Annotated in this window: 21 protein-coding genes; 18 read left to right on the top strand and 3 right to left on the bottom strand. The window is 63.9% G+C overall.

Annotation, left to right across the window (positions count from 1 at the left end):
* Positions 1 to 9: 9 nt before the first annotated feature.
* From motA to ahpF, 17 genes are all read left to right on the top strand, one after another.
* On the top strand, positions 10 to 882 hold the full coding sequence (gene motA / locus KUV45_RS01135) for a flagellar motor stator protein MotA (protein ID WP_206941906.1): 873 nt from the start codon (positions 10 to 12) through the stop codon (positions 880 to 882).
* On the top strand, positions 879 to 1,850 hold the full coding sequence (motB, locus tag KUV45_RS01140) for a flagellar motor protein MotB (RefSeq protein ID WP_206941907.1): 972 nt from the start codon (positions 879 to 881) through the stop codon (positions 1,848 to 1,850). Before motA ends, motB begins: the two co-directional genes overlap by 4 nt.
* 17 nt (positions 1,851 to 1,867) lie before the next feature.
* A complete protein-coding gene (gene cheA / locus KUV45_RS01145) occupies positions 1,868 to 4,006 on the top strand; it encodes a chemotaxis protein CheA (protein ID WP_222162337.1) in 2,139 nt (712 codons plus the stop codon).
* Positions 4,003 to 4,506, top strand: coding sequence for a chemotaxis protein CheW (locus KUV45_RS01150; RefSeq protein ID WP_222162336.1), 504 nt, complete (start codon positions 4,003 to 4,005; stop codon positions 4,504 to 4,506). Before cheA ends, KUV45_RS01150 begins: the two co-directional genes overlap by 4 nt.
* Before the next feature lie 65 nt (positions 4,507 to 4,571).
* Positions 4,572 to 6,311 carry a methyl-accepting chemotaxis protein gene (locus tag KUV45_RS01155; protein WP_224851936.1) on the top strand — a complete coding sequence of 580 codons (1,740 nt, stop codon included), beginning with the start codon at positions 4,572 to 4,574 and terminating at the stop codon, positions 6,309 to 6,311.
* Positions 6,312 to 6,403: 92 nt separating this feature from the next.
* Positions 6,404 to 8,554, top strand: a complete 2,151-nt coding sequence (locus KUV45_RS01160) for a methyl-accepting chemotaxis protein (RefSeq protein ID WP_222162335.1) — start codon at positions 6,404 to 6,406, stop codon at positions 8,552 to 8,554.
* A 44-nt stretch (positions 8,555 to 8,598) separates the two neighbouring features.
* On the top strand, positions 8,599 to 9,435 hold the full coding sequence (locus tag KUV45_RS01165) for a CheR family methyltransferase (protein WP_206942557.1): 837 nt from the start codon (positions 8,599 to 8,601) through the stop codon (positions 9,433 to 9,435).
* A 55-nt stretch (positions 9,436 to 9,490) separates the two neighbouring features.
* Positions 9,491 to 10,549, top strand: a complete 1,059-nt coding sequence (locus KUV45_RS01170) for a chemotaxis response regulator protein-glutamate methylesterase (protein ID WP_224851935.1) — start codon at positions 9,491 to 9,493, stop codon at positions 10,547 to 10,549.
* A 42-nt stretch (positions 10,550 to 10,591) separates the two neighbouring features.
* Positions 10,592 to 12,283, top strand: a complete 1,692-nt coding sequence (locus KUV45_RS20365; protein WP_222162333.1) for a methyl-accepting chemotaxis protein — start codon at positions 10,592 to 10,594, stop codon at positions 12,281 to 12,283.
* 39 nt (positions 12,284 to 12,322) lie between these two features.
* Positions 12,323 to 12,712 carry a chemotaxis response regulator CheY gene (gene cheY, locus KUV45_RS01180; protein WP_206941913.1) on the top strand — a complete coding sequence of 130 codons (390 nt, stop codon included), beginning with the start codon at positions 12,323 to 12,325 and terminating at the stop codon, positions 12,710 to 12,712.
* A 26-nt stretch (positions 12,713 to 12,738) separates the two neighbouring features.
* Positions 12,739 to 13,395, top strand: coding sequence for a protein phosphatase CheZ (gene cheZ, locus KUV45_RS01185; protein WP_206941914.1), 657 nt, complete (start codon positions 12,739 to 12,741; stop codon positions 13,393 to 13,395).
* Between the two features lie 229 nt (positions 13,396 to 13,624).
* Entirely contained in the window at positions 13,625 to 14,803 is a 1,179-nt protein-coding gene (gene flhB, locus KUV45_RS01190) for a flagellar biosynthesis protein FlhB (protein ID WP_222162332.1), read from the top strand.
* 43 nt (positions 14,804 to 14,846) lie between these two features.
* The gene (flhA, locus tag KUV45_RS01195; RefSeq protein ID WP_206941918.1) at positions 14,847 to 16,928 is read left to right on the top strand and encodes a flagellar biosynthesis protein FlhA; all 2,082 of its coding nucleotides are present in this window, start codon (positions 14,847 to 14,849) and stop codon (positions 16,926 to 16,928) included.
* Positions 16,925 to 17,335: a flagellar protein FlhE gene (locus KUV45_RS01200; RefSeq protein WP_206941920.1), complete on the top strand. Its 411-nt coding sequence runs from the start codon at positions 16,925 to 16,927 to the stop codon at positions 17,333 to 17,335. The genes flhA and KUV45_RS01200 overlap by 4 nt, the downstream gene beginning before the upstream one ends.
* Positions 17,336 to 17,357: 22 nt before the next feature.
* On the top strand, positions 17,358 to 18,059 hold the full coding sequence (locus KUV45_RS01205; protein WP_222162331.1) for an RNA polymerase sigma factor FliA: 702 nt from the start codon (positions 17,358 to 17,360) through the stop codon (positions 18,057 to 18,059).
* A gap of 181 nt (positions 18,060 to 18,240) precedes the next feature.
* Complete coding sequence (ahpC, locus tag KUV45_RS01210) at positions 18,241 to 18,804, top strand: alkyl hydroperoxide reductase subunit C (RefSeq protein ID WP_206941923.1); 564 nt, start codon at positions 18,241 to 18,243, stop codon at positions 18,802 to 18,804.
* Positions 18,805 to 19,070: 266 nt separating this feature from the next.
* Complete coding sequence (ahpF, locus tag KUV45_RS01215) at positions 19,071 to 20,627, top strand: alkyl hydroperoxide reductase subunit F (RefSeq protein ID WP_206941925.1); 1,557 nt, start codon at positions 19,071 to 19,073, stop codon at positions 20,625 to 20,627.
* A 208-nt stretch (positions 20,628 to 20,835) separates the two neighbouring features.
* Here the strand turns inward: ahpF and KUV45_RS01220 are convergent, their stop codons facing one another.
* From KUV45_RS01220 to KUV45_RS01230, 3 genes are read right to left on the bottom strand one after another with little or no spacing between them, the layout of a single operon-like run.
* Positions 20,836 to 21,750, bottom strand: coding sequence for an N-carbamoyl-D-amino-acid hydrolase (locus KUV45_RS01220; RefSeq protein ID WP_222162330.1), 915 nt, complete (start codon positions 21,748 to 21,750; stop codon positions 20,836 to 20,838).
* Positions 21,751 to 21,778: 28 nt separating this feature from the next.
* Positions 21,779 to 23,014, bottom strand: coding sequence for a Zn-dependent hydrolase (locus tag KUV45_RS01225; protein WP_222162329.1), 1,236 nt, complete (start codon positions 23,012 to 23,014; stop codon positions 21,779 to 21,781).
* Entirely contained in the window at positions 23,004 to 24,245 is a 1,242-nt protein-coding gene (locus KUV45_RS01230) for a diaminopropionate ammonia-lyase (RefSeq protein ID WP_222162328.1), read from the bottom strand. Before KUV45_RS01230 ends, KUV45_RS01225 begins: the two co-directional genes overlap by 11 nt.
* A gap of 297 nt (positions 24,246 to 24,542) precedes the next feature.
* Here KUV45_RS01230 and KUV45_RS01235 point away from each other — a divergent pair, with 297 nt between their 5' ends.
* Positions 24,543 to 25,511 (top strand): MurR/RpiR family transcriptional regulator, encoded by a 969-nt coding sequence (locus tag KUV45_RS01235; protein ID WP_222162327.1) that lies wholly within the window; start codon positions 24,543 to 24,545, stop codon positions 25,509 to 25,511.
* The last annotated feature ends 324 nt before the right edge of the window (positions 25,512 to 25,835 follow it).

A 25,835-nucleotide genomic window follows, 5' to 3' on the forward strand; every position in this document is an offset into this window, starting at 1 on the left:
ATAGTCGTCGTGCTGATACCCATCGGATTCGCGGTCGTGCTGCTGTCGGTGTTCGGAGGCTTCGTGCTTTCCGGCGGCAGCCTGGGCCCGCTGTTCCAGCCGACCGAACTGCTGATGATCGGTGGTGCCGGTCTCGGTGCCTTCATCGCCTCCAACCACGGCAAGGCGCTCAAGGCGACCTTCCGCATCTTCCCGCGCCTGAAACGCTCCAAGCGTTATGACAAGGCCATGTACATGGAGCTGATGGCGCTGCTCTACCGGATTCTGGCCAAGGTCCGGCGCGACGGCATGCTCGGAATCGAGCGGGATATCGACAACCCCGCCGAGAGCGCACTGTTCAGCGAGTATCCCAAGGTGCTCGCCGACCCCATGATCATGAACTTTCTGACCGACTACCTGCGCCTGATGGTCGCCGGCAGCATGGATCCCATGGAGATCGACGAACTGATGCTCCATGAGATCGAGATGTTCGAACAGGAAGCGCATATCCCCGCCGATGCCATCGCCAAGGTCGGCGACGCCATGCCGGCCTTCGGGATCGTGGCCGCGGTCATGGGCGTGGTGAAGGCGCTCAGCGCTTCCGCCGCCGACCCTTCCGAGATGGGCGTGATGATTGCCCACGCTCTGGTCGGCACCTTCCTCGGGATTCTGCTGGGATATGGCTTTATCAGCCCACTGGCCAGCCGCATCGAGCGCCAGACAGGCGAGTCGGTGAAGATGCTGCAATGCCTGCGTGTCACCATGCTGGCCAGCCTGCATGGCTACCCGCCGCAGCTGGCGGTGGAATTCGGCCGCAAGGCGTTGCACACCAGCGAGCGCCCCAGCTTCAAGGAGCTGGAAGATCACGTGCGTGACGCCAAGGCTGGCGCGGGGGCGGCATGAGCAGCGCCGACCAGCGTCGCCCCATCATCATCCGCCGCAAGAAAGTGGTGCATCGTCACCATGGTGGCAGTTGGAAGATCGCCCTGGCCGACTTCATGACCGCACTGATGGCGCTGTTTCTGGTGATGTGGATCCTGTCATCCTCCAGCCGCGAGACCCGCGAGGGGGTCGCCGACTATTTCAGCATGCCGCTGCTGGCGTCGATGACCAACGGTGACAGCGTCGCCATGAGCCCCCAGGTCATTCCTGGAGGCGGCCCCGACGTGACCAGCCAGCAGGGCGAGCGCATGCGCATCGACCTGAAGCGCCAGACCCGGCCCAGCGAGCAACAGCGCCGGGCCTTTCGCAACCTGCAGCAGCGTATCGAGCTGGCCATCCAGCAGGACCCCAAGCTGCGTGGCCTGCGCGATCAACTGCGTTTTGACATGACCCAGGAAGGCCTGCGTATTCAGCTCCTGGACGATGAGCAGCGTCCGATGTTCGCGCTGGGAAGCGATCGGGTGGCGCCCTACCTGCGGGACCTGCTGCGTACCATGGCCCCCCTGCTCAATGACCTGCCCAACGACCTCAGCATCAGCGGCCACACCGATAGCCTGGCCTACCTCAACAGCAACGGTAGCTACAGCAACTGGGAGCTGTCCTCGGACCGCGCCAATGCGTCGCGCCGCGAGCTGATCGGCGGCGGCCTCGACAGTGGCAAGCTGCTGCGCGTGGCCGGACTGGCCGACCAGGTCGTCATGCCCGACACCCAGGCCGACGACCCGATAAACCGCCGCATCGAGCTGGTGGTGCTGTTTCCCAGTGTGGCCGAGCTGATACGTCACCCCGGCACGCTGGATCCGCGCTCCACGCCCCCCACCAGCAATGACAACAGGGCACTGATGGCAGGCCCCCTCGAGAACATCGAAGCGCGCTTCCAGGGCGCCCTGGCCAATGCCACGACAGCGCCGTCCGACGAGCCCCACTGACCCCGGGTGACACACGCATGGATATCACCGATTTCTACGACACCTTCTTCGAGGAAGCCGAAGAACTGTTGGCAGACATGGAGCGCCATCTGCTGGAGCTTGACCCGGCGGCGCCGGACACCGAGCAGCTCAACGCCATCTTTCGTGCCGCCCACTCCATCAAGGGCGGCGCCGGCACGTTCGGCTTCGACGTGTTGCAACGCACCACACACCTGTTCGAGAACCTGCTCGACCATACCCGCCGGGGGGAGCTGCGCCTGCGCCCCGACATCGTCGATATCTTTCTGGAAACCAAGGACATGCTCAACGACCAGCTGGACGCCTATCGCAACGAACAGGCGCCGGATCAGGAGGCCTACGAGCGCATCTGCCAGACCCTGAGGACGCTGGCCCTGGAAGAGATCGGCCAGTCTCTGGATGGCGGCCATGAGGCAGCGCCAACGCCCGCCACGCCACCACAGCTTGAGACAGCCCCGGCCGAGGAATCGCCCACCCTCCCGAGCGCAGGAGACCGACTGCTAGTCGCGCTGATCGGCGTCGGCGACAAGGACCGGGAACTGCTGGTGGAAGAGCTGGCCCAGCTAGGCGAGGTCGTGGAACAGCGCGGCGATGCCGAGCGCTACGAAGTGGTGCTGTCCACCAGCGTAAGCGCCGAAGATATCGAGGCGGTGATGTGCTTTATCGCCGAGCCAGAGCAGGTAGCGATCAGCACTGCAGCCTCATCCAACGCGGCCGATGACGTGCACGCGCAGGCAACAGGCAGCGAGCCGGAGGCTTCTTCACCGGGCGCTTCTTCACAGGGCTCTGCTTCCACCGACTCTCCGTCCACATCGCAGCCTGACTCGACGCACCCTGCTTCGACGCCCCCTGCCAAGGCGGCGGCTGGTGCCGAGCGCAAGACCAGCGCGAAACCGGCCAAGGAAAACAGCTCCATCAGGGTGTCGGTGGACAAGGTCGACCAGATCATCAACCTGGTCGGTGAGCTGATCATCACCCAGTCCATGCTCGATCAGACGGTCAGCGAGCTGGACGGCGCCGCCGATCCGCGCCTGCTCAACGGGATGAACCTGCTGCAGCGCAATGCCCGGGACCTGCAGGAAGCCGTGATGTCGGTGCGCATGGTGCCCATGGACTATGTCTTCAGCCGCTACCCCAGACTGGTTCGGGACCTGGCCGGCAAGCTCGATAAGGAAGTGGAGCTGACCACCGAAGGCGAGTCCACCGAGCTCGACAAGAGCCTGACCGAACGCATCATCGACCCGCTGACGCACCTGGTTCGCAACAGCCTGGATCACGGTATCGAGTCTCCCCAGACCCGCCTGGCCGCCGGCAAGCCCGCCACCGGGCGCCTGACCCTGTCGGCTCAGCACCAGGGCGGCAACATTCTGATCGAGGTGATCGACGACGGTGCCGGACTCGACCGTGAACGCATCCTGGCCAAGGCCAGAGACAGCGGCCTCAGCGTGTCCGACAGCATGAGCGACGATGAGGTCTGGCAGCTGATCTTCGCACCGGGCTTCTCGACCGCCGCCCAGGTCAGCGACGTGTCTGGCCGCGGGGTCGGCATGGACGTGGTCAAACGCAACATCCAGGCCATGGGCGGTCACGTGGAAATTCTGTCGCGCCAGGGCCAGGGCACCACCACCCGCATCGTGCTGCCGCTGACCCTGGCCATCCTCGACGGCATGTCGATCAGGGTCGGCGACGAAACCTTCATCCTGCCCCTGTCGGCGGTGCTGGAGTCGCTGCAGCCGTCCAGGGAGCACCTCTATTCCATGGCCGGCGATGACCAGGTGCTGCAGGTTCGCGACGAATACCTGCCGGTGGTGGCGGTACACGAAGCGCTGGATGTCGCCAATGCCCGAACCGAGATCACCGAGACCATCGCGGTCATCGTCCAGGGCGAGGGCCGCCGCTATGCCCTGCTGGTGGACGACCTGATCGGCCAGCAGCAGGTCGTGGTGAAGAATCTCGAGACCAACTACCGGCGAGTCCCCGGTGTCTCTGCCGCCACCATCCTCGGTGATGGCAGCGTGGCGCTGATCCTCGATATCGCCGATCTGCACCGGCTGCATCGGGAGAAGCGCCAGCGCAAGCCCCGCGACCTCGCTAGCCAGACCGCCTCTCACTCCCTGACGGAGGACCTTTCAGCATGAACCAGCACACCGATCTGGCGGCACAGGCCGCCACCGACCTGAGCCATCGTGAATTTCTGGTGTTTTCCCTCGGTGACGAGGAATACGCCATCGACATCCTCAAGGTTCAGGAGATTCGTGGCTACGAGAACGTCACCCGCATCGCCAACGCACCGGCCTTCATCAAGGGTGTCACCAACCTGCGTGGCGTGATCGTTCCGATTGTCGACCTGCGCATCAAGTTCCACCTGGAACGCGTGGAGTACGGCGGCCAGACCGTGGTCATCGTGGTCAACGTGGGCACACGGGTGGTCGGCATCGTGGTCGATGCGGTCTCCGACGTCATGACCCTGGCGCCGGACCAGATCAAGCCAGCGCCGGAATTCGGCGTGACCCTGTCGTCGGACTACCTGAGCGGTCTGGGCAGCCTCGATGACCGCATGCTGGTGCTGGTGGACATCGACAAGCTGCTGACCAGCGATGAAATGACCCTGGTCGAGCACGCCGGCGCCAGCGCCTGAACACGCCCCTGACGACTCCAACGCCCCACGGCTGACAAGAAAAGACGCCCCAATAGGAATGGCACGTGAAGCGACTCAACGACATGACGGTAAGACTGAGCTGGACCCTGGTACTCGGCACCTTCGCGCTGCTGGTACTGGTGCTCAGCGGCCTTGGCCTGTACATCACCTCGCTTAGTGAGAATTCGATCCAGCGACTCAATGAAGTTAATGTCGATCAGCAGTCGACGCTCAATCGGGTCAATTCCCAGCAGCTTTTCGTACAGGTGGAGCTGCGCGACATCCAAGCCGGACTGCTCGACGCCGCCTGGCCTGAGGAGCGGGAACCCCTGACCGCCGCCGCCGCCGCGCTGGACGCCCAGCTGGTCCAGCTCAAGCAGGTCTTTGACGAGTTCATGGCCTTGCCGGCACGGCCCGAACAAGCGGAGCGAATCGCTGCTGTCGAAGCCAGCTTTCATGCTCTGGTCGATGACGGTCTGGCCCCGCAGCAGGCCGCGCTGGCAGCGGGCAATACCGATGCCTTCACCCAGGGTCGCGAGAACCTGATCGGCCTGAGCACAGCCTTCTATACCGCGGCGGTCGACTTCTTCGTCACGGCCGAGCACAACGGCCATGCCCTGTACGACACCTTTCTCGAGCGCATGAGCCTGCTGCAATGGGCCATCATTGCGGTACTGGTGATCGCTGCCCTGACCATCGCTGGCGTGCTGTGGGGAGTGACCATCAACGTCATTCGCCCGCTCGGCAGGCTGGTTGGCTACTTCGAAGCCGTGGAGGGAGGACGCCTCGACCAGCAGGTTCCTCAGCGCGGCAACAACGAGATCGGTCGTCTTTACGCCTCCCTGGCCAAGATGCAGGCCGGACTCGCCAGCACCGTCGGTGCCGTGCGTGACAGCGGCGACCTGATCTACCGTGGCGCCCAGCATATCGCCAGCGGCAACAACGACCTGTCCGCGCGCACCGAGCAGCAGGCGGCAGCCCTGGAGGAAACCGCCTCGAGCATGGAAGAGCTGTCCTCCACGGTCAGCCAGAACGCCGACAACGCACGCCAGGCCAGCCAGCTGGCCAATGAGGCCAGCAGTGCCGCTGGCCGTGGCGGCGACGTGATGGAATCGGTCGTCACCACCATGCATGACATCCGCTCTGGCTCCCACCGGGTAGCGGACATCGTCGGCACCATCGATGCCATCGCCTTCCAGACCAACATCCTGGCGCTGAATGCGTCGGTGGAAGCCGCCCGTGCCGGTGAACATGGCCGCGGCTTCGCCGTGGTCGCCGAGGAAGTGCGCAAGCTGGCCAGCCGCTCCTCCGAGGCGGCCCGCGAAATTCGCGAGCTGATCGACGCCTCCTTGAGCCAGGTCGGCTCCGGCTCCGAGCTTGTCGATGAAGCCGGCGGGGTCATGCGCGAGCTGGTGAAGGCGGTGACGCGGGTCAGCGACATCATGGACGAAATCGCCTCTGCCACCACCGAACAGAGCCACGGCATCGGCCAGGTCAACGACGCCATCACCCAGATGGAACAGGTCACCCAGCAGAACGCCCAGCTGGTGCAGCAGGCAGCATCGGCCTCCAATCAGCTTGAGGCCGAGGCCAGCCGCCTGACCGCCACCATGAGCCGCTTCCAGCTTGTCGAAAGCGGTGAGCGCCAGCGCCAGGACGACCTCACCCGCTGGATGCCGGCGCTGCGCTCGAGTCAGCGCGATGCCGACGCCAGCCGTCACGCGCAACAGCGCAACGAACACGCCAGCAGTACCACCAGCCGCGCAGACGGCAATGCGAGTGAAGAGGAGTGGGAGTCATTCTGACGCCCTGACCAGAACCGCGCTGGCGTGCCCCTAAACACCCAGCGCGGAGCCCAAAAAGAAACACATAAGAACACCGCCACGCAGGGGGCATGATGCGCAACAATCAACCCACGACACAACGAGAGTTCGTCCTCGACGACGAGCACTTCCTGATCTCCCGTACCGACCTTCAGGGCCGTATCACCTACGCCAACCCGGCGTTCGTCGAGGTCAGCGGCTTCAGCCGTGACGAGCTGATCGGCGCCCATCACAACCTGGTGCGCCATCCGGACATGCCGCCAGCGGCCTTTGCCGATCTGTGGAAGACCCTGAAGGCTGGGCGCAACTGGCAAGGCCTGGTCAAGAACCGGCGCAAGAATGGCGACTTCTACTGGGTCAAGGCCAGCGTATCTCCGCTGGAAGAAGGCGGTGAGGTCGTGGGGTACGCCTCTGTCCGTACCAAGGCCTCTGCCGATGAGGTGGCGCTTGCCGAGCGCGCCTACGCGGACTACCACGCGGGCAAGCGTCGCCCTCGCTTCGTCCTGCGCCAGGGTGAGCTGAAGCGACGTGGCCTGCTGGGCGCCCTGGGCCGCCTGAACCTGACCAGCATGAAGGCCCGCCTGATTGGCCTGATCGGCGTCGCCGTCCTGCTGCTGGCCACCAGCGGCGCGGTGGGTCTGTACGCCGAGCGTCAGGCGGAAAGCCACCTGGCCGCCATTCACCAGGATGGTCTGCAGGACGTGGCCCGGCTGCAGCGCATGGATCAGCTGATCACCCAGGGCTACCAGTCGCTGGTCGGCAAGGAACGCATGGCGCTGATGGACAAGCGCGAAGAGCATGCCGCCAACCTGGCGGGCATTCAGGAAAGCCTGACGAAGCTATGGGACGGCTATCACGCCCGTGAGGTCAACCAGACCGCGCTGGCGGACGCCTTCGACACCCAGTTGAACGACTATCTGGAAGAAGGCCTCGGCGCCTCCATTGATATCCTGTCCGGTGATGACAGCTACGAAGTGTTTGTGGCCCTGCCCAATCATATCGGCGGTGTGGAGGCCCAGGGCAAGGCGCTGTCGAATCGCGTTACCAGTCTGATCCAGGACAAGCAGGCGTCCGCCAATGCCCTGGCCATGCAGGCCAACCAGATGCAGCAAAATATGCTGATGGTGCTCGCCGGCGTTCTCGGCGCAGGCCTGTTGCTGTTGGTGCTGATTGGCACCCTGACCCTGCGCGCCATGCTCAAGCCACTGCGCGATGTGCAGCGCTTCAGCCTGCAGATCGCCTCCGGCAATCTCGGTGCCCAGGTCCCGCGTGCCCGCCGCGATGAGTTTGGTCAGGTCGTCTCTGGCCTCGACGTCATGCGCAAGAGCCTCGGCAGCATCGTCGGCGACGTCAACCGCGCCATCGCCCAGGTCACGCCTGCGGTGGGTGAGATCGCGCGTGGCAACGAAGACCTGTCGGCACGTACCGAACAGCAGGCGTCGTCGTTGCAGCAGACCGCCGCCAGCATGGAAGAGATGACCACCACGGTGGCCCATAACAGCGACAACGCCCGTCAGGCCAGCGGCCTGGCCTCTGACAACGCTGAACGGACCCAGGCCACCGGCGAGCTGATGCAGCGCCTGGTCGGCAACATGGGGGAGATCACCGAAGGGTCACGCAAGATGGCCGAGATCATCTCGACCATCGATGCCATCGCCTTCCAGACCAACATCCTGGCACTGAACGCCTCGGTCGAAGCCGCCCGTGCCGGTGAGCAAGGCCGTGGCTTTGCGGTGGTGGCCGGAGAGGTGCGCACCCTGGCCGGGCGCTCCGCCGATGCCGCCAGCGAAATTCGGGCACTGATCGACGATGCCAACCAGCGCGTGGATGGCGGTGCCGCTCTGGTACGTCAAGCCGAGGCATCCATGACCGAGGTCATGGAAGCCACCACCCGGGTTAATGACATCATGGCGGAGATAACCGCAGCGTCCAACGAGCAGAGCAACGGCATCGTGCAAATCAATCAGGCCGTCGCCGAAATGGACCAGGTCACCCAGCAGAACGCCGCTCGGGTGCAGACGTCTGCCGCTGCCGCCATGCGCTTGCGGGATCACAGTGAGGCGCTGTCGTTCGCTATCCGCGCCTTCCGTCTCAAGGGCGCCGTGCGCGAAGAGGTCAGTGAACAGCCCGACACCACGCGCCGCCCGGCTGCCAACGAGCCAGCGCCCTCCCGCGCAGCTCCTGCGGCCCCATCATCACACCACGAGGAGTGGGAAGCCTTTTGAACGACCCCCTGGCAGCCTCTATCAGCGGTCATCCGAGCGAGGCCATGGCCTCGCTCGAGCGCGACCTGCTGTTGACCGAACGAGACTTTTCTCGCATTCGTCAGCTGATCTACGAGCGGGCCGGTATCGTGCTGGCCGAGCACAAGCGCGAGATGGTCTACAGCCGTCTGGCCAAGCGCCTGCGCCATCACGGCCTGGTACGCTTCAGTGACTACCTGGAGCGGCTCGAACAGCGCCCGGACGCCAGGGAATGGGAAGCCTTCACCAACGCCCTGACCACCAACCTCACGGCCTTCTTCCGTGAGGCCCACCATTTTCCCTTGCTGGCAGAGCACGCTCGTCAGCGCTCCGGCGGCTACCGCGTCTGGAGCGCCGCCGCCTCTACCGGCGAGGAGCCCTACTCCATCGCCATGACCTTGAGCGATGCCCTTGGCGGCAACACCGCCAATCTGGAGGTCATCGCCACCGATATCGATACCGAGGCCCTGGCCCGCGCCCGGGCCGGGGTCTACAGCATCGAGCAGCTGTCGCGGCTTGACCCGGCCCTGCTGAGGCGCCACTTCCTGCGGGGAAAGGGACGTCAGGAGGGTATGGCTCGAGTCCATCCCGAGCTCAGCCGTCGGGTCAGCTTCAACGCCCTCAACCTGCTCTCGCCCAGCTGGGGGCTGGAGGGGCGTTTTGACGCCATCTTCTGTCGTAACGTCATGATTTATTTCGACAAGCCAACCCAAAAGCGCATCCTCGAGCGATTTGCCCCCCTGCTCAAGCCCGACGGTCTGCTGTTCGCCGGACATTCCGAGAACTTTTCCCAGATCACCGCCGCCTTCCGCCTGCGCGGGCAGACGGTCTACCAGTTGCCAGGCGCCCTGACAGACGTCTAAAGATCGGCGCGCGCCTGCCGATAATCCTGGCATGGACCACCCAGAGGAGAGCGGCTTGAGTGCCCCCAAGATCAAGGTGTTGTGCGTCGATGATTCGGCACTGATTCGCAACCTGCTCAAGGAAATCATCCAATCCCAGCCGGATATGGAAGTGGTGGCAGTGGCGCCGGATCCCCTGGTGGCGCGCGATTTGATCAAGCGCCACGACCCGGACGTGCTGACGCTGGACGTGGAAATGCCGCGCATGGACGGGCTCGACTTCCTTGAGCGACTGATGCGGCTGCGACCGATGCCCGTGCTGATGGTGTCGTCACTGACCCAGGCCGGCTCGGACATCACCCTGCGGGCGCTTGAGCTTGGCGCGCTGGATTTTGTGGCCAAGCCGACCCTTGGCATCCGCGACGGCATGCTCGACTACGCCAATGACATTGCCGACAAGATACGCGCTGCTGCGCGCTCTCGGCCGCGTCAGACCAAGCCTCGGGAAGCCCCACCACAGCGCCTTTCGGCACCCATCATCGGCAGTGAAAAGCTGGTCGCCATCGGGGCCTCCACCGGCGGCACCGAAGCCATTCGGCAGGTGCTAGAGCCACTGCCTGCCGCCAGCCCGGCGATCATCATCACCCAGCACATGCCTGGGGGCTTTACCCGTTCCTTCGCAGAACGCCTCGACCGGCTGTGCCAAATCGCCGTCAAGGAAGCCAGCGACGGCGAGCGCCTGTTGCCGGGCCATGCCTATATCGCCCCCGGCGATCATCACCTGGAACTCGCCCGCAGCGGTGCCAACTACATCGCGCGACTTCACGCAGGCCCACCGGTCAACCGTCACCGCCCCTCGGTGGACGTGATGTTCGACTCCGTGGCACGCCTGGCGGGTGCCAATGCCGTCGGCGTGCTGCTGACCGGCATGGGCAAGGACGGTGCGGCGGGCCTGTTGCGCATGCGCGAGGCCGGCGCCAAGACCCTCGCCCAGGACGAAACCAGCTGTGTGGTGTTCGGCATGCCACGGGAAGCCATCGCCCTGGGCGGCGCCACGGAAGTGATTGCATTGCCCGAGGTCGCGCCGCGCATCCTGGCGCTGGTGGCCGCAGCAGGGCGCGCCCAACGTGTTTGATCATCGCCCTGGGCAGGGCGCCGTCAGCTAGAGGACTCTACCGTGGCAAGACTTCATCATATTCGCCTGCACACCCTGATGGTGGCGATGCTCGCCAGCCTGCTCGTGGCGGCCATTGTCGGCCTCGGGATCGGCATGCTGAGCAGTCACAAGGCCGCCCAGACCCTGTCTCTGCTCAATCGTATCAACGTCGAGCAGCTCAACGCCGTCAGCCGCGGTGACGCGCTGCTCAATGAGGCCCTGCTGGAAGTGGAAGTGGCATCAGGCGGCGTCAATCAGGAACTGGTGTCCGGACTTGGCCATGCCAGGGAACTGGTCGAACGCGCCAGGACCCACTTCGAACGCTTTGCCGCCGTGCCACGCACCGCCCAGGGAGACGCCACGGGGCAGTTGATCGAAGACCGCTATCCCCAGGTCATCGAGGGCGCGATGACACTGATCGACGCGCTGGAAGCCGGCGACATGACGCGCTTCACCGCGGGCAGCCGTCAACTGGCACCGCAGCTTGACGCCCTCAACGACGTGCTCAATGACTTCAGTCACTACGCCGACCGCCGTGGCGATGTCATCAAGGCCGACTTCGAACGCCAGGTGGCCACGGACCGCCTGCTCGAGATCGCTGCCCTGGTGATGATCCTGCTGGCGGTGCTGGGCGCCTACCTGCTGCTGCGAAGCCTGGTGATCAAACCGCTCAAGCGCGCGGTGAATACCCTGGACGCGATCGCCCACGCCGACCTCTCCCAGCCCATCGAGGTGCGCGGCAACAACGAGATCAGCCAGCTGTTCACCGCCATGCACCAGATGCAGGCCAAACTGGGCCAGACCGTCAGCGAGGTACGCCACGGCGGCACTCGCATGGCCGACGCCAGTCGCGAGATCGCCGCTGGCAATGTCGACCTGTCGGCACGCACCGAACAGCAGGCGGCATCGATCGAACAGACCGCCGCCAGCATGGACGAACTGACCACCACCGTCGCCCAGAATGCCGATAACGCAGGCCAGGCGCGACATCTGGCGAGCCAGGCCTCGACCACCGCCGAGCAGGGCGGAGACGTGGTCGGGCGAGTGGTCGAGACGATGGAGACCATCAGCCAGGATTCCCGTCAGATCAGCGATATCACCGGGATGATCGACGCCATTGCCTTCCAGACCAACATCCTGGCGCTGAATGCCTCGGTGGAAGCCGCCAGGGCCGGCGAGCAGGGCCGTGGCTTCGCGGTCGTCGCCGGCGAGGTGCGCAGCCTGGCCAGCCGCAGCGCCGAGGCGGCAGGACGTATCAAGACGCTGATCGAGACATCCACCCAGCGTATCGACGGGGGCACCCAGCTGGCACGCCAGGCCGGTGACACCATGGCCGAGGTGGTCAACGCCGTGCGCCGGGTCCACGACATTGTCGACGAGATCGCCGTGGCCTCCCGCGAGCAGAGCGAGGGTATCGGCCAGATCGGACAGGCCGTCACCCAGCTCGACCAGACCACCCAGCAAAATGCAGCGCTGGTACAGCAGGTATCCCGCGCCGCCGAAGACCTGGCCATCCAGGCCCGCCAGCTGGCCACGACGGTAGCCATCTTCCAGCTGCCCGACGATAGCAACGCCGCGCTTTCCCAGCGTGCCCCGGAACCGGTCGCGGACGCGCCAACGCTTGCTGACGCAAGACCGCGCAACGACGAGTCGGCGCCTCCCGCGACACGCACCGCACAACGACACGAAGAAACCGAATGGGAGGCCTTCTAGGCCCCCTCCTCCCCAAGCGAACGATGAGGAACCTGATTCATGGCCGACAAGAACATGCGCATTCTGGTGGTGGACGATTTTCCCACCATGCGACGTATCGTGCGCAGCCTGCTCAAGGAACTGGGCTTCACCAATGTAGAGGAAGCCGAGGACGGACAGGACGGGCTCAACAAGCTGCGTGAAGGCGGCTACGACTTTGTCGTCTCCGACTGGAACATGCCGAACCTGGACGGCCTCGAGATGCTCAAGACCATCCGCGGCGACGACAGTCTGAAGGCACTGCCGGTGTTGATGGTGACCGCCGAGGCCAAGAAGGAAAACATCATTGCCGCGGCCCAGGCTGGCGCCAACGGCTATGTGGTCAAGCCCTTCACCGCCGCCACCCTGGAAGAAAAGCTGAACAAGATCTTCGAAAAGCTCGGCATGTGACGCCAAGGCGTCACCAGGAGACAACGATGACACACCCGCAGATCGCCAGCGCCAACTCCGGTGCACAAGGCGACGACCTGGTCCAGCGCATTGGCCAGCTGACCCGCATGCTGCGCGAAAGCATGCGTGAGCTGGGCCTGGACAAGGAGATCGAAAAGGCCGCAGAGGCCATCCCCGACGCTCGTGATCGTCTCAGCTACGTGGCCAGCATGACGGAACAGGCCGCAGAACGTTCACTCAACGCCATCGATCGCGCCCAGCCTCTGCAGGATAGCCTGAGCGAGCATGCCCAGGCCCTGGACGAGCGCTGGCAGGCCTGGTTCGACGCTCCCAAGGAGCTGGACGACGCCCGCGACCTGGTCAGCGACACTCGCGCCTATCTGGCGATGGTGCCGGAAAACACCCAGGCCACCCAGAAGGAGCTGCTGGAAATCTTGATGGCACAGGATTTTCAGGACCTCACTGGCCAGGTGATCAAGCGCATGATGGACGTCATCCGTGAGATCGAGGACCAGCTGGTGCAGGTGCTCATCGACAATGTGCCTGATACGGATGCCCGCGACAGCCTGCGGCGGCGCAACGAGGACTCGCTGCTCAACGGCCCGCAGATCAAGCCGGAAAGCAGCGACGTGGTGGCCAGTCAGGACCAGGTCGACGATCTGCTGGACGAGCTTGGCTTCTAAGCTCACGCCGTTGTTCATACGCCTGGTGACAGGCCTGCCGTGCGCGTGATCGCCGACGACATCGTTCGGCTGCTGCGCTGAAGCGGCGTCTGACTGCTCTCCCCGGGAATGTCTCTGGGCTTACCTCCATCCGGGGGTAAGCCTGCGTTCTCGTCATCTTTTCGAGCCTTTGATCTGGCTAACAGCGGCGACAATGGGTCATATCAGAATCTGTGCCCATTGACTGCCCATGGCCGATAGCGCGAGCGATCAGGAAAAGACCGAAGAGGCCACCCCCCGACGCCTGGAGAAGGCCAGGGAGGAGGGCCAGGTAGCCCGTTCCCGCGAGCTGGCCACCTTTATGCTGCTGCTGGGTGGCGTGGTCGGGCTGTGGTCGATGGGTGGCATGCTCTACGGTCAGCTAGGTTCGGTCATGGAGCAGGCCTTCCTGTTCGAGCGGCGCGAGGCCATGGAAACCATGCCGATGCTGTCCCAGGCCCTCGACCTGGGTAGCCGCACCCTGATCAGCCTGATTCCCCTGTTCCTGCTGCTGACACTGATCGCGCTGGTGGCGCCGGCGCTGCTGGGAGGCTGGCTGGTGTCGGCCAAGTCGCTCAAGCCGCAGCTGTCCAAGCTCAACCCCGCCAAGGGGCTCAAGCGGATGTTCTCGACCCACGCCCTGGCAGAGCTGGCCAAGGCCATTGCCAAGTCGGTACTGGTCGGCGGCGTCGGCCTGGGCTACGTCTATCTGCATAAGGGCGATGCGCTGGGCCTGATGGAGATGCCGATCGCCGCCGCCCTGGCCGCAGCGATGCGCATGGCGGCCGAAGCCAGCGCCTTGATGGTGCTGACCCTGGTGGTGGTGATCCTGATCGACGTGCCGTATCAGCTCTGGAGCCACGCCAAGAAGCTGCGCATGAGCAAGGAAGAGATCAAACAGGAACACAAGGAATCCGAGGGCGACCCCCAGGTCAAGGGCCGCATTCGTCAGCAGCAGCAGGCCATGGCCCGCGGGCGCATGATGAGCAAGGTGCCCGAGGCCGATGTGGTCGTGACCAACCCCACCCACTTCGCCGTGGCCCTGAGTTACCGCGAGGGCAACATGGGGGCGCCGCGGGTGGTGGCCAAGGGAGCCGACGCGGTGGCCGCACGCATCCGCGACCTGGCCCAGGAGGCTGGGGTGCCGCTGCTGGAGGCGCCGCCACTGGCAAGAACGCTCTACCGCCACGTGGATCTCGATCGCGAGATCCCCATGGCGCTGTATACCGCCGTGGCCGAGGTGCTGGCCTGGGCCTTCGGCCTCAAGCGAGCCGCCAGCGAGGGCGAGGCCCCGCCCCCTGCCCCCACGGCCATCGCCGTTCCCGACGAGCTGGCCGTGGCCGCCGATGCGCCCGAACAGGACGTGACTACCGATGAGAGACAGCCATGACCGCTGACACCAGCACCCGATCCAGGCTTGACGGAGCACGCGGATGAAGTCGTTTTCCCAGTATCTGACGCGCCGCGACTGGATGGCCGAGGTGCCAATGAAGGTGCTGGCCGGGCCGCTGCTGATCATCATGATCCTGTCGATGATGATTCTGCCGCTGCCGCCCTTCGCGCTGGATCTGTTCTTCACCTTCAACATCGCCCTGGCGGTGATGGTGCTGCTGGTCAGCATGTTCACCGAGAAGCCGCTGGACTTCGCTGCCTTCCCGGCGGTGCTGCTGTTCACCACCCTGCTCAGGCTGTCACTCAACGTCGCCTCGACCCGGGTCGTGCTGATGAACGGCCACGAAGGTGGCGACGCTGCGGGCAAGGTGATCGAGGCCTTCGGCCAGTTCCTGGTCGGCGGCAATTTCGCCGTGGGGCTGGTGGTCTTCCTGATCCTGGTGATCATCAATTTCATGGTCATCACCAAGGGCGCGGGGCGTATCGCCGAAGTGGGCGCTCGCTTCATGCTGGATGCCATGCCCGGCAAGCAGATGGCCATCGACGCCGACCTCAACGCCGGCTTGATCGGCGAGGAAGACGCCAAGCGTCGGCGTGCCGAAGTGGCCCAGGAAGCCGACTTCTACGGCTCCATGGATGGTGCCAGCAAGTTCGTGCGCGGCGACGCCATGGCGGGCCTGGTGATCATGGTGGTCAACGTCCTTGGCGGCCTGATGATCGGCCTGATGCAGTACGACATGGCCTTTTCCGACGCCGCTCGCACTTACATCCTGCTGACCATTGGCGACGGTCTGGTGGCTCAGATCCCGGCCTTGGTCATCTCCACCGCCGCCGGCGTCACGGTCTCTCGGGTCAACACCGACCAGGATGTGGGCCAGCAGATGATCAGCCAGCTGTTCGTCAATCCCAAGGTGCTGCTGCTGGCCGCCGGGGTGATGGGCCTGCTCGGTCTCGTGCCGGGCATGCCCAACCTGGTCTTCCTGCTGTTCACGGGTCTGCTGGCAGGACTTGCCTGGTGGCTATCGCGGCAGTCCGAGAAGCGCCTGGTGGAAGAGCAGGAAAGCGCAACGCCGGCACCTCCCACCGAAGCCCCGGAGGCCAGCTGGGATGATGTGCAGCTGGTCGACACCCTGGGTCTTGAGGTGGGACATCGCTTGATTCCCCTGGTCGATGCCCGCCAGCAGGGTGAGCTGCTGGGGCGGATCAAGAGTGTGCGCAAGAAGTTTGCCCAGGAAGTCGGCTTTCTGCCGCCGGTGGTACATATTCGCGACAACCTGGAGCTCGACGCCTCGACCTATCGCGTCACCCTCAAGGGGGCAGAGATCGGCCGCGCCGAAGCCTGGCCAGGCCGCTGGCTGGCCATCGACCCCGGTCAGGTGTCCGGCGAGCTGGAAGGCACACCGACCCAGGACCCCGCCTTTGGCCTGCCTGCCATCTGGATCGATGCCAGCCAGCGTGAGCGCGCTCAGGTCTATGGCTACACCGTGGTCGACGCCAGCACCGTAGTGGCCACCCACCTCAATCACCTGCTGCATCGTCATGCGTCCGAGATGCTGGGTCGCCAGGAAGTACAGAAACTGCTCGACAAGCTGGGCAGTGAACAGAAGTCACTGGTGGAAGAGGTGGTTCCCAAGGCGCTATCACTGACCGCGTTCACCCGGGTATTGCAGCAGCTGCTGGACGAGGATGTGTCGATCCGCGACCTGCGCACGATTCTCGATACCCTGGCAGAACACGCTACTCATCAACAGGACCCCACCGAGCTGACGGCGCTGGTGAGGATTGCCCTGGGCCGGGCCATCACCGAGCAGTGGTTTGCCGGCCAGGCGTCCCTCAACGTCATCGGCCTCGAACCTCAGCTGGAGCAGGTACTGAATCAGGCGATGAACGGCAACGGTGCGCTCGAACCGGGGCTGGCCCAGACCCTGATGGACCAGACCGAGGCCGCCCTGGCTCGTCACGAAGCGACCGGCGAGCCGCCGGTCCTGGTGGTATCGCCGAACATGCGTCCAGTGCTGGCGCGCTTCCTGCGTCGGCGCCTGCGTCACCTGGTGGTGATGTCCCAGGCCGAAATTCCAGACGACAGGCTACTGCGCGTCACTCATCAAGTGGGGGGCATGTGAACCGCTTCCTGCGTCGCACCGTTAGCGCTGCCGCTGTGGCCATCGCGGTCGTGCTGGCAAGTGCCACCGCCGTGGCCTTTCCGGGCGCCTGGACCGCCAGTGCTCCGCGCCTGTCCGTCGCCTCCAGCCAACTGGAGCGTGATTCAGCGGCGCTGGCACCGCCCGCCGGACACGCCGATGGTGTCGTCGAGCGAGTGGTCTGGCGCTATCGTCAGGCCCCTGGCGCAGGCCTGTTGGCACGCCTGTGCCACGGCCATCGCTGCGTACGCCTGAACGCCGCGCGTGGCAGCACCGAGGCCTTTGCCGGGCTCGCCGCCGCCGGCCCCTTCGTCTTTCGTTTTCGTCTGGCGGAGGGTGCGCCACCGCAGACGGTCGAGGGCATGACCGTGATCGTCAATCACCGTTGACGCTGTCGCCGAGGACAATGCCATGTACACCGCTCAAGGCAGAATGGAGCACCAATCCCAGCTTGAGGCCTACCTTCCCATGGTGCGCCGACAGGCTCTGGCGCTGCAGGTCAAACTCCCCGCCGGGGTGGACCTGGACGACCTGATTCAGGCTGGCATCGTCGGTCTGCTGGAAGCCCTGGGGCGCTTTGACGCCAGCCAGGGCGCCCAGTTCTCGACCTTTGCCAGCCAGCGCGTACGCGGGGCCATGCTGGACGAACTGCGCAGTCGCGACTGGCTGCCGCGCAGTGTGCGGCGCCAGGCGAGGGCTCTGGATCAAGCCACCCGGGAGCTGCAGCAACGCCTGGGCCGCGCCCCCGAAGAGCATGAGATAGCGGCCGCCCTTGATATGGACCTGGTCAGCTATCGGCGCTTGCTCGGCGACGTCAACAACGGTCAGCTGATGCCCTTCGAGGAACTGCTGGCCGAAGGCAACGAGCACCGTTTCAGCGACCAGATTGCTGCGGCGCCACTGGCAGACCTGTTGGACGGAGAGCGCCGCGAGGCCCTGATCGAAGCGATTGCTGCCCTGCCAGAGCGCGAGCAGCTGTTGATGGGGCTCTACTATCAGGAAGAGCTCAACCTGAAGGAGATCGGCGCCGTGCTGGGGGTCAGCGAATCGCGGGTGTGTCAGCTTCACAGCCAGGCCGTCAGCCGTCTGCGGGGCTATCTCGCCGACTACTGAGGCGCTGGTGCAAGGCCCTCTGAGGCCACCCTGTGGGCAAGAGTGTCCCGCTTTCGCTCGCGCTCAAACATAGCCAGCTCTTATCAGGATCATCAGGCCATTCAATTTATCCTATCGTCCGAATCTGCGTAAGGTATGCCCTGTCTTCAGACAACACACCCATCGCTCAAAGGAGACGGGAATGTCCCTGATCAACACCGAAGTCAAGCCGTTCAAGGCCACCGCTTACCACAATGGCGAGTTTGTCGACGTCACCAGCGACAACCTGAAGGGCCAGTGGAGCGTCGTCTTCTTCTATCCGGCCGACTTCACCTTCGTCTGCCCGACCGAGCTTGGTGATCTGGCGGACAACTACGAAGAGTTCAAGAAGCTGGGCGTGGAAATCTACAGCGTTTCCACCGACACCCACTTCACCCACAAGGCGTGGCACGACAGCTCCGAGACTATCGGCAAGCTGCAGTTCCCGATGATTGCTGACCCGACTCTGACCATTTCGCGCAACTTTGAAGTGCTGATCGAAGAAGACGGTCTGGCTGAGCGTGGCACCTTCGTCATCGATCCGGAAGGCAAGATCCAGATCGTCGAGATCAACGCTGGCAACATCGGCCGTAATGCCGAAGAACTGCTGCGCAAGGTCAAGGCTGCTCAGTACGTCGCCGCTCACCCGAACGAAGTGTGCCCGGCGAAGTGGAAGGAAGGCGAAGAGACTCTCGCTCCGTCTCTGGACCTGGTCGGCAAGATCTAAACCTCGCCGATATGCAGTACGGCGCCTCCTGCGAGGCGCCTGTCATCCCGCTGGGATGATCTCCCTTTTCCCCACCGGGCTCCTCGTCCCGGTCATCCTACCAGTCGCGCAAGCGAGATCGGGTCCCTGCGGGTTTTGGAGGGGTTCGGTGGGGATTCTGCGGCCTGCTCAACGCCCACGCAGCTTGCGCTCGAGCGCGTGAACCGGGTGAAGCCACGTCCGCCGCAGAGTTTTACTTTCCCATAGATACCAGGATTGCCGCTGTCATGTTGGACGACTCTCTCAAGCAACAGCTGAAAGCCTATCTCGAACGCGTCACTCGCCCCTTCGAGCTTGTCGCCACTCTGGATGACGGCGACAAGTCCAAGGAACTCCACGGTCTGCTGAGCGATATTGCCGCACTCAGTGACCATATCAGCCTGTCCACCGACGGCCAGGACCAGCGCGCGCCCTCCTTTGCCCTGCATCGCGACGGTGCCCCTACCGGGGTGGTGTTTGCCGGTATCCCGATGGGCCACGAATTCACTTCGCTGGTGCTGGCACTGCTGCAGGTGGGTGGCCATCCGCCCAAGGCCAGCGAAGACGTGATCGAACAGATCACGTCCCTCGATGCGGACATGCACTTCGAGACCTACTTCTCGCTGTCGTGCCAGAACTGCCCGGACGTGGTCCAGGCGCTGAACCTGATGGCTATCCTGAATCCGCGCATCTCCCACGATGCCATCGACGGCGCGCTGTTCCAGGACGAAGTGGCATCCCGCGAAATCATGTCGGTGCCCAGTGTCTATCTGAACGGGGCGCCCTTCGACCAGGGCCGCATGACGCTCGAACAGATTCTGGCCAAGGTCGACACCGGCGCGGAACAACGCGAAGCCGAGAAGCTGTCCGCCAAGCAGGCCTTCGATGTGCTGACCATCGGTGGTGGCCCCGCCGGTGCCGCCGCCTCGATCTACGCGGCGCGCAAGGGCATTCGCACTGGTGTGGCGGCAGACCGCTTTGGTGGTCAGGTACTCGATACCATGGCCATCGAGAACTTCATCTCGGTGCAGGAGACCGAAGGTCCCAAGCTCGCCACGGCGCTGGAAGAACACGTCAAGCAGTACGATGTGGATATCATGAATCTGCAGCGGGCTGTGGAACTGGTACCGGCCAGCACCCCGGGCGGCGAGCATGAGGTCCGCTTTGCCTCCGGTGCCAGCCTGCGCTCCAAGACCCTGATCCTGGCCACCGGTGCCCGCTGGCGCGAAATGAACGTGCCCGGCGAGTCCGAGTACCGCAATCGCGGCGTCGCCTATTGCCCCCATTGCGATGGCCCCCTGTACAAGGGCAAGCGGGTTGCGGTCATCGGCGGTGGCAACTCCGGCGTCGAGGCTGCCATCGACCTCGCGGGCATCGTCTCCCACGTGACCTTGTTCGAGTTCATGGACGAGCTGCGTGCCGATGCCGTGCTGCAGAAGAAACTGCGCAGCCTGCCCAATGTCGAGATCATCTCCGGGGCTCGCACCACTGAGATCAACGGCGACGGCAATCGCGTCACCGGCCTCAGCTACGAAGAGCGCTCCAGCGGCGAGCTCAAGACGGTCGAGTTGGAAGGTGTCTTCGTGCAGATCGGCCTGGTACCCAACACCGAGTGGCTGAAGGATTCTCCGATCGAACTGTCTGAGCGCGGCGAGATCGTGACCGACGCCCACGCCATGACCTCAGTGCCGGGCATCTTTGCTGCTGGCGACGTCACTACCGTGCCGTACAAGCAGATCGTCATTGCCGTCGGTGAAGGCGCCACCGCTGCTCTCGGTGCCTTTGACTACCTGATCCGGCAGTAGCAAGCACTGAATACATGAGCCCAGCGATGCCTGGCACCCGCCGTGCAGCGACTCGACCACGCAGGCATTTGTGCAGTGTTCGAGTAAGGAAATCGCCGGCATCGAGACGTAACGACGTTCCCTGACGACATCGCAAGGCCCCCTTGCCCCTGCGATGTCCACGACCTGGAAGGTCGTGACTAGCCTGCCGCCCTTCGGGGCGGCTTTTTTATGACTCTACCAGTACGCCGTAGCACTCGGGGCGGCGATGCAAACGAAAATTGAAGATGTGTTCGCGAATCTCCCGGGTACGCTCGAGGTCACAGTCATGCACGATCAGCTCGTCTTCCAGGGTGCTGGCCATGGCAACGATCTCGCCGGTAGGAGCGATGATGCAGCTCTGCCCCAACAGGTCGCAGCCCTCCTCACGTCCCGCCTTGGCGACCGCGACCACCCACATGCCATTCTGGTAAGCCCCCGCCTGCATGCACAGGTGGTTGTGAAACCCCTGCAAATGATCATGCTGCGGCACCGGCGGATAGTGCACCGGCGTGTTGTAGCCCAGCATCAATAGCTCAACCCCTTGCAGGGCGCTGACACGATAGGTCTCGGGCCAACGGCGATCATTGCACAGCGCCATCCCCATCTTGCCTCCAAACGCCTCCCAGCAGCCGAACCCTTCCTCTCCTGGGGCGAAGTAGCGCTTTTCCAGGTGCTGAAAGGGCCGCCAGGGCTCATGCTCGGCATGCCCAGGCAGGTGCACCTTGCGATACTTGCCGACCAGCGAGCCGTGCTCGTTTACCAGAATGGCCGTGTTGTAGCGGCGCACCTGGCTGCCCTCACGGACGCGTTCGGCGTAGCCCAGATAGAAGCCGATGCCCAGTCGTTTCGCGGCGGCGAACAACGGATCCGTCGCCGGGCCTGGCATACCCCCCTCGTAAAAGCGGTCGAGCTCTTGTTCGTCTTCGATAAACCAGCGAGGAAAGAACGTCGTCAGCGCCAGTTCCGGAAACACCAGCAGGGTCACACCCCGTTGATGGGCTCGCTCCATCAGGGCGAGCATGCGTTCGACCACCTGCTCCCGGGACTCGTCGCGTGCAATCGGACCCAGCTGGGCGGCACCTACTACAATATGTCGGCTCATGAGCTCTCTCTGCTTGTCGCGTCTGGCGTCAGGGGGTCTGGGCGAGTTCGAGCAACACCTGCAGCAGCACATTGGCGCCAGCGGTGATGTCTTCCATCGCGGTGTACTCTTCGATGTTGTGGCTGATCCCGCCTACGCTCGGGACAAAGATCATCGCCGTCGGGCATACCCGCGCCAGCATCTGGGCATCATGGCCGGCACCACTGGGCATGCGACGGACACTGTGTCCCAGTCGCCTGGCCGTGTTTTCGACCAGCTCCACCACGCCAGGATCGAAGTCGACAGGGGCAAACCGCGCCAGGGTGTGTCGCTCGAAGAGCAGCCCCTCCTGCTTCGCCAGCTCGCGCGCATGGCGCTCGACGTCCGCCTCGACCTGTGTAAGCACCCGATCATCGGTATTGCGCAGGTCGACGGTCATGCAGGCCGTTTGCGGTACCACGTTGACCAGGTCCGGGGTCAGCGACATGCGCCCTACGGTACCGACCTGATGCCCGCCTGCCTCACTGACACGACGCCTGACATAGCTGGCAGTGTCCATGGCAGCAAAACCCGCGTCCTGACGCATGTCCATGGGCGTGGTACCGGCGTGATTGGACCTGCCGGTAAAGCGATACTCGGCCCAGGAGATGCCCTGGACCTGCTCCACCGCGCCGATGGTAATGCCCTGGCGCTCGAGCACCGGCCCTTGCTCGACATGCAGTTCCACAAAGGCGTGCACATCGGGCTGGCCTACGGGGTGCTGACCCGCTGCACCGATGCGGTCGAGACAGTCGGCCACGCTCTCGCCGTCGATGCCTCGCGTCGTCAGGGCCTGCTCAAGCGTCATGCCACCCACGTAGACCAGGCTACCCATCATGTCCGGCGCAAATCGCGCGCCTTCCTCATTGGTGAAAAAGGCCACACACAGCGGTCTGCGCGTCTGGAGACCGGCACGGTTGAGCGTCTCCACGACTTCGAGCCCGGCCAGCACACCAAGATTGCCGTCATATACGCCGCCGGTGCGAACCGTGTCGATATGCGAGCCGGTCATCACCGGCGCCCCCGCTTCACGCCCGGCACGCAGGCCGAACACATTGCCGATGGCATCCTGGTGCACCTCGAGGCCAAGCTCATGCATCCAGCTCATCACCTTATCGCGCCCTAGCCGATCCTCTTCCGTCAGCGCCAGTCGACAGACACCTCCTCCGGGCAGGCCGCCGACCTCCCCCAGGGTCTGGAGGCGCTGCCACAGCCGCTCGCCATCGACCCTCAGTTCAGCTGACATGACCGACCTCCCGGGCCCTGAACTGCCCACTGCGGACCTCGTCGGCACTGCTTCCGACCAGCTCTCGATAGACATCGTCGTCAGTGGCACCTTCGCTGCCAATCAACAGCACACGGCTCTCCGCCGTCAGCCCAAGGCGTGCTCCCAGCTCGGGATCCTGCTGGGCGATCAGCAGGCCCGCCAGTCCCGCTACGGCGCTTTCTCCCGCTACCAGCGGCGAGTCGCCCGCCACACCTGCTGCCAGCAGTTGCATGACCTCCACCGCGGCCTCGTCGGATACCGCGACGTAATCATCCACCCCTTCATCGAGCACTTCCCACGCCAGCAGAGAGACCTCACCGCAGGCAAGTCCTGCCATCAGGGTGTCGAGTTCGCCCTCGACCGCGACCGGCCGTCCGGCCTCGGCGCTTGCCAGCAGGCAGGCCGCTCGCTCCGGCTCGACCACGACCAGTCGCGGCCGCTCGGCGCCATAAGCCTCCCATAGTTGCGCCAGGGTCGCTGCCGCCAGTCCACCGACGCCACCCTGCACAAAGCAGTGCGTCGGCGGCTGACGCATCTGGGCCACCGCCTCGTCGACCATCACGCTGTACCCCTGCATCACGTCACGCGGCACATCCATGTATCCGGGGTAGGACGTATCCGAGACCACACACCAGCCATATTCAGCAGCATCCTCGGCGGCCTGACGCACCGAATCATCATAGTTGCCTGGCACCCGCCGTATTTCCGCGCCAAAGTCTGCAATCGCCTGCTCCCGGCCCTCGGACACGGTGGCGTGAAGATAGATCACGCAGCGCACGCCGAACTGACTAGCCCCCCAGGCGACCGACCGTCCGTGATTTCCATCGGTGGCACAGCAGACCGTCAGCCCTTCCAGCGCTGTGCGATACTCTCCGCGCATCAGGGCGTCGCTGGTGACCGCCTCTCCCAGGCGGCGCTTGATCAGCCGCAACACCGCGTAGGCTCCGCCGAGGGCCTTGAAGCTCTTGAGCGAAAACCGTTCGGCTTCATCCTTGTAGTCGATCACGGCCACGCCGCAGGCCTTGGCCAGGCCATCAAGCCCGACCAATGGAGTCGGCGCATAACCTGGCCAACGGCGAATTTCCGTTTGCGCGATATGAAGGGCTTGCGGGTTGAGCACGGCCCGCTGGCGCTCACCGATCAGCGTGTCGGTCGTCCTGCGAGGGTTGGCAACGTGACGCCAACGCGTCTGGTGGATCAGCGAAGACATGAAGCCTCCTGGGCATCGAGAATGGATGACGAGCAACAGCAGGCCGCTACCAAAGATTCGTCCTGCCCACGCCGTCACGGTGTCGCGTGCCGCACCAGGAGGCTAAATCAGGGGCAAGATCAGGAGCCTGACCAGAGGCCTCGTTAATGACCTTGTTGAAGGCATTGTCAGCGTCTGACCCAGCCGACACGCCGAAGACCCGGTGCGATGGTCTTCTTAATCTGAAATTACATTTTCATTTTGTCAATTGGTGAAAATTGTTTTTTAAAATGTTGAATGAGGTGCCATACTCTTTCCATGAGCGATACGACCAAGTCACCAAGCCTCGAAGCCCGGCTGAGGGCACATCAGCAACAGCTGCCTCCCGCTGAACGGCGGCTGGCCGAGCTGCTGCTCAACTTTCCAGGGGATATTTCTCGCTACGGCGCAGGGGAGTTGGCCGATGCTGCGGGCACCTCACGTGCAGCGGCATCCCGTCTGTTTCGACGGCTCGGCTATCGTGACTTCAACGAGGCCAGGCAACAGGTTCGCGATGCCCAGCGCTGGGGGTCACCGCTGTATCTCTCCAGCAGCGGCGCCGTCCTGCGAGAGACGGCAGGCCAAACCGGGGACGTTGGCCAGGAGCATGCCACCGCTGCGCTGACCCAAGCTGACCTAACCCAAGCTGGCCTTGCCCAGCCCGACCTTGCCCAACCCGACAATGTCGAGCTGGCCGCACATCTGGCCCAGGAGCAGGACAATCTGGCTCGCAGCCTGACAGAGCTCGACAGTGGCGCATTGTCGGCGGCCGTTACCGGGCTGAGCGCCGCCCACCGCATCCACGTGGTGGGGTTTCGCAATAGTCAGATGCTGGCCAGCCTGTTCCAGCGCCAGCTGCAGCTGTTGCGAGCCGACGTCCAGCTGTTGCCCAAGGCAGGCCAGACGTTGGGGGAAGACCTGGTCGATATCGGCGAGGGGGACATGCTGATTCTGGTGGCACTCAGACGGCGCACAGGCATGGAACAGGCGGTACTGACAGCCTGTCACCAAAAGGGGGCAAAAAGCCTTTTGGTCACGGACCCATCCTGCCCCATGTCACTGACCAGCACCTGGCGCATTGAGGCACGCGTCGCGTCATCCTCCCCCTTTGACAGCTACACCTCATGCTTGAGCCTTATTCAAGCAATATGCACGACCTACTACCGTGAAAACATGAGCGTCTGCCAGGAGCGACTTCGCCGAGTAGAAGATCTGCATGAAGATCTTTCAGAACTCACAGGCTATTGATTCTACATACAAATACGTTAATAAACTGCACAGATTTTCTGGCAAAAAGGATGGATCCTTTTCCTTGCATGGTGATATTTCACTGCAACACCAGGCGGGCGATCGACCTATTTGGATGAGATGACCCAACCCGCTAACGCCGCCATTGGCAAAAGACAACGCGTCATCAGATGGCGCCATGCACCAACCTGAAAAAGGTGGTGCACCAAGAGAGAGCTCGGGGGATTTGAAGGTGGCCTTTCTTTTTCCCCAGGATCAACACAACTGCATGATTTAGAAGAAGACATCGAGAAATGGCACCAAAGATGTAAACAACAATGACAC

The organism is Halomonas sp. DP3Y7-2, assembly GCF_019800795.1.
GTDB classification, from domain to species: Bacteria; Pseudomonadota; Gammaproteobacteria; order Pseudomonadales; family Halomonadaceae; genus Halomonas; species Halomonas litopenaei_A.

What these genes read in the sequence shown, in the direction of transcription:
- motB (WP_206941907.1), top strand. Translation starts at nt 879, where the DNA reads ATGAGCAGCGCCGACCAGCGTCGCCCCATCATCATCCGCCGCAAGAAA.
- cheA (WP_222162337.1), top strand. Translation starts at nt 1,868, where the DNA reads ATGGATATCACCGATTTCTACGACACCTTCTTCGAGGAAGCCGAAGAA.
- KUV45_RS01150 (WP_222162336.1), top strand. Translation starts at nt 4,003, where the DNA reads ATGAACCAGCACACCGATCTGGCGGCACAGGCCGCCACCGACCTGAGC.
- KUV45_RS01160 (WP_222162335.1), top strand. Translation starts at nt 6,404, where the DNA reads ATGCGCAACAATCAACCCACGACACAACGAGAGTTCGTCCTCGACGAC.
- KUV45_RS01165 (WP_206942557.1), top strand. Translation starts at nt 8,599, where the DNA reads ATGGCCTCGCTCGAGCGCGACCTGCTGTTGACCGAACGAGACTTTTCT.
- cheY (WP_206941913.1), top strand. Translation starts at nt 12,323, where the DNA reads ATGGCCGACAAGAACATGCGCATTCTGGTGGTGGACGATTTTCCCACC.
- cheZ (WP_206941914.1), top strand. Translation starts at nt 12,739, where the DNA reads ATGACACACCCGCAGATCGCCAGCGCCAACTCCGGTGCACAAGGCGAC.
- flhB (WP_222162332.1), top strand. Translation starts at nt 13,625, where the DNA reads ATGGCCGATAGCGCGAGCGATCAGGAAAAGACCGAAGAGGCCACCCCC.
- flhA (WP_206941918.1), top strand. Translation starts at nt 14,847, where the DNA reads ATGAAGTCGTTTTCCCAGTATCTGACGCGCCGCGACTGGATGGCCGAG.
- KUV45_RS01205 (WP_222162331.1), top strand. Translation starts at nt 17,358, where the DNA reads ATGTACACCGCTCAAGGCAGAATGGAGCACCAATCCCAGCTTGAGGCC.
- ahpC (WP_206941923.1), top strand. Translation starts at nt 18,241, where the DNA reads ATGTCCCTGATCAACACCGAAGTCAAGCCGTTCAAGGCCACCGCTTAC.
- ahpF (WP_206941925.1), top strand. Translation starts at nt 19,071, where the DNA reads ATGTTGGACGACTCTCTCAAGCAACAGCTGAAAGCCTATCTCGAACGC.
- KUV45_RS01220 (WP_222162330.1), bottom strand. Translation starts at nt 21,750, where the DNA reads ATGAGCCGACATATTGTAGTAGGTGCCGCCCAGCTGGGTCCGATTGCA.
- KUV45_RS01225 (WP_222162329.1), bottom strand. Translation starts at nt 23,014, where the DNA reads ATGTCAGCTGAACTGAGGGTCGATGGCGAGCGGCTGTGGCAGCGCCTC.
- KUV45_RS01230 (WP_222162328.1), bottom strand. Translation starts at nt 24,245, where the DNA reads ATGTCTTCGCTGATCCACCAGACGCGTTGGCGTCACGTTGCCAACCCT.
- KUV45_RS01235 (WP_222162327.1), top strand. Translation starts at nt 24,543, where the DNA reads ATGAGCGATACGACCAAGTCACCAAGCCTCGAAGCCCGGCTGAGGGCA.